Source organism: Erwinia sp. (assembly GCF_031978025.1).
Classification (GTDB): domain Bacteria; phylum Pseudomonadota; class Gammaproteobacteria; order Enterobacterales; family Enterobacteriaceae; genus Erwinia.
In genome coordinates this window covers 1-3,239 of sequence record NZ_DALZCD010000373.1, presented here as the reverse complement: position 1 = coordinate 3,239, position 3,239 = coordinate 1, and the positions used below count along the sequence as shown (strand labels likewise).

The window sequence follows — 3,239 nt, the reverse complement described above, 5'->3', positions numbered from 1 at the left end:
AGTGCGGGTGACAGCGCAAGGATCTGCTGCATTTTGACGAAATCGGCATCGGAAGTCCCGGTAGAAACCATTACGTACTGCAGTACGCTTTCCGGCACGCGAGCGACGAAGGCCTGCCACTGTGCCAGACTATAGTGCTTGTGAACGGCGGTAAGGACCTGAAAGGAGGCGAGTGCTTCCGCCATGCTGAAAGTGCCGACAGTATCCATATTAGCGGCAATAATCGGCACGCCTGACCAGGCCACGCCAGAGTGTTTGAAGGTGAACTGGCGGTTCAGGTCCACCTGGGAACGACTCTTCAACGTGGAACGCTTGGGGCGGATCAGGACATCTTTAAAACCTAACTTAATATCTTCTTCAATACGCATAAATCACTTCCTGGTTGATGGCGCAATCTGATGATTGGGTGCTGCTGCCAGCTCCAGTAGCCTTATCATACGCGCTAAAAACGCACGGACAAGACTGCGAAAACAGGTTTATTTAGGCTACAATCCCATAAATTTATCTGTGATTCTCTTATGTGATCTGCGCCCCACTTTTAAAGGCGGCGTTAAGGGGGGCCTGAGTGAATGCAGCCATATCAGAGCCGGGAGAATCGGGACTATGAGCTATACTGTTGCGCTGACCGGCGGTATCGGCAGTGGGAAAACCACTATCGCTAACGCCTTTGCGGCCAGAGGCGTGGATGTCGTTGACGCGGATATTATCGCACGTCAGGTTGTAGAGCCTGGTCAGCCTGCGTTAGCGGCAATACACGAGCGGTTCGGCGCGACGGTTATCCAGCCGGACGGCACGTTAAACCGCGCCGCGCTGCGCCAGCGGATTTTCAGTTCCGCCGAGGAAAAAGCCTGGCTGAACGCCCTTCTACATCCGCTGATCCACCAAGAGACCCGCCGCCAGCTGGCATTAACCCGCTCGGTCTGGTGCCTGTGGGTCGTTCCTTTGCTGGTTGAAAACAATTTGCAGCACCTGGCCGATCGGGTGCTGGTAGTGGATGTCGATCGCGAAACGCAGCTGGCACGCACCATGACCAGAGACAACATTAGCCGTGAACAGGCTGAACATATTTTGGCTGCGCAGGCCACGCGTGAAGCGCGACTTGCCGTAGCCGACGACATTATCGATAACGGCGGCACACCTGTTGATGTGGCCACCAGAGTTGCCCAGCTGGACCGGTACTACCGCCAGCTTGCCGGAGCAACAGATCAGGACTAAAGCATGAGCACAACGGTTTTATTTGAGTATCCTTTGAATGAAAAAATGCGCACCTGGCTGCGCATTGAATTTTTGATGAATCAACTGGAGAGCAGCCGCGCTATCGTTGATTCAGTCAGCGCGCTAACTTTTTTCCGTAATGCGGCCGAATTGCTGGATGTATTTGAACGCGGCGAACTGCGTACCGAAATCGTTAAAGAACTCGACAAGCAGCAGCAGAAGCTGCGCTCGTGGGCGGAAGTGCCGGGCGTTGACAAAGATGTTGTGCATCAGCTGCACGACAGCCTGAAAACGCGTTCTGGTGCGTTAATGGCCGCGCCGCGTATGGGGCAGATGATGCGGGAGGATCGCTTAATCGGACTGGTGCGCCAGCGCTTAAGTATCCCCGGCGGCTGCTGCAGTTTCGACCTGCCTACGTTGCATATCTGGCTGCACATAGAACAGGAGAAACGGGACAGTCTGGTCGCACTGTGGATGAATTCGCTCTCGCCAATCCGTGATGCGCTGACGCTGATTTTAGATTTAATCCGTCAGTCGGGCGCTTTCCGCCACCAGACCAGTCTGAACGGATTTTATCAGGATAATGCGGAAGGCGCCGATCTGCTGCGCCTGCAGCTGATGCTGGAAGATTCGCTTTATCCGCAGGTTTCCGGCCATAAAAGCCGCTACGCTATCCGTTTTCTGCCGCTCGACAGCGAGCACGGTGAGGTGCCGACACGCCTCGATTTTCAACTTGCCTGCTGCTGAGGTAACAAACAATGAATGACGCGATCACCGTTAACTGCCCAACCTGCGATAAAGAAGTGATTTGGGATGAGCTAAGCCCCTGGCGCCCTTTCTGCAGCAAACGCTGTCAGCTAATTGACCTTGGCGAATGGGCGAACGAAGAGAAAAGGATCCCCAGTGAAGGCGATCTCTCCGACAGCGACGAATGGAGCGAAGAACCGAAGGATCGCTACTGATAAAAGATGACCGCTGGCTGAACACGGAGCAGTAACCGCTTTTTTTCAGCCAGCCACGGCATCGTAACGCTTACAGCAGACCGGCCTGCAGGCGAGCGATCAGTTCCGCATTGGCGGGAGGAAACTCTGCCGCCTGCAGCGCCTGTTGGTTAACCCAACGCTGCGGTTGCCCTTCCCGTCCCCAGGGCTCACCCTGCCAGGCTTCCACCAAAAAGAAATGTAGCGTTACCCGCAGCTCGCTATCCTGATGCACTGCCGTACCGCAGGCCGATGCGCTCAGCATTGTTATACCTGTTTCTTCCTGCAGTTCGCGCTTCAACGCCTGTTCCGGCGTTTCTCCTGTTTCAATTTTACCCCCGGGAAACTCCCACCGGTTAGCCATATGGGATTTGGCGGATCGCTGGGTCAAAAAGATTCTTTTCTGTTCGTCACGAATAATACCGACTGCCACCTGCAAATGCTTCATAGCTGCTCTCTGGATTACTTAAGGTCTGCCGCCACTATTCCAGCGTTGCCCTGCGATCGCAAGCCCCGTTGTCACCTGCGAGACGTGACGTAAATCAGTTATGCAACAGCATGAAAATGGCGACATAGCGGGACGATAATCAAAACAGAGCGTAGAATTTTGCTTCAGGAAAAGCCCACAGCGAAGTGGGTAGTTGTCGACTCAAGGATAAGAGGAGAAGAATATGCACCGCATTTTTAGCGTTCAGATCAACAGGGTCATGCTGCCCGCGCTACTCGTAGTGACAACAATCGTGATAGTGCAGCTGCCTTTACGCCTGTGGTTACCTGCCCTGCTGCTGAGTTGGGCGCTCCTGGCGCTGGCGTGGGTGGATATCCGGATGCTGCTTCTGCCGGACCTGCTGACGCTACCGCTGTTATGGGTTGGGCTGCTTGCCAGCTCGATTGGCGCGCTGCCAGGCCTGACGCCGGAGCAGGCTGTATACGGCGCGGCGGCCGGTTATAGCACGCTTTGGCTGCTTTCAGGCGGCTATCGCCTGCTGAGAGGCAAGGAGGGACTGGGGTTGGGCGATGCCAAATTACTGGCCGCGCTGGGGG

6 protein-coding genes are annotated in these 3,239 nt (G+C 55.1%); 4 read left to right on the top strand and 2 right to left on the bottom strand.

What is annotated here, in order from left to right:
* Positions 1–368 (bottom strand): IMP dehydrogenase (locus tag RTK32_RS20420; RefSeq protein WP_312047151.1); only part of this gene is annotated, 368 nt, incomplete at its 3' end.
* 235 nt (positions 369–603) lie between these two features.
* Between RTK32_RS20420 and coaE the strand changes: the two genes are divergently transcribed.
* The 3 genes from coaE to yacG are packed head-to-tail and all read left to right on the top strand — an operon-like array spanning position 604 to position 2,177.
* Entirely contained in the window at positions 604–1,215 is a 612-nt protein-coding gene (coaE, locus tag RTK32_RS20415; protein ID WP_312047149.1) for a dephospho-CoA kinase, read from the top strand.
* Between the two features lie 3 nt (positions 1,216–1,218).
* Positions 1,219–1,962: a cell division protein ZapD gene (gene zapD, locus RTK32_RS20410; protein ID WP_312047147.1), complete on the top strand. Its 744-nt coding sequence runs from the start codon at positions 1,219–1,221 to the stop codon at positions 1,960–1,962.
* 11 nt (positions 1,963–1,973) lie between these two features.
* A complete protein-coding gene (gene yacG, locus RTK32_RS20405) occupies positions 1,974–2,177 on the top strand; it encodes a DNA gyrase inhibitor YacG (RefSeq protein ID WP_312047145.1) in 204 nt (67 codons plus the stop codon).
* Between the two features lie 70 nt (positions 2,178–2,247).
* Here yacG and mutT read toward each other — a convergent pair whose 3' ends face one another.
* Positions 2,248–2,643 carry an 8-oxo-dGTP diphosphatase MutT gene (gene mutT, locus RTK32_RS20400; protein ID WP_312047143.1) on the bottom strand — a complete coding sequence of 132 codons (396 nt, stop codon included), beginning with the start codon at positions 2,641–2,643 and terminating at the stop codon, positions 2,248–2,250.
* 223 nt (positions 2,644–2,866) lie between these two features.
* Here mutT and RTK32_RS20395 point away from each other — a divergent pair.
* Positions 2,867–3,239 (top strand): prepilin peptidase (locus RTK32_RS20395; protein WP_312047141.1); only part of this gene is annotated, 373 nt, incomplete at its 3' end.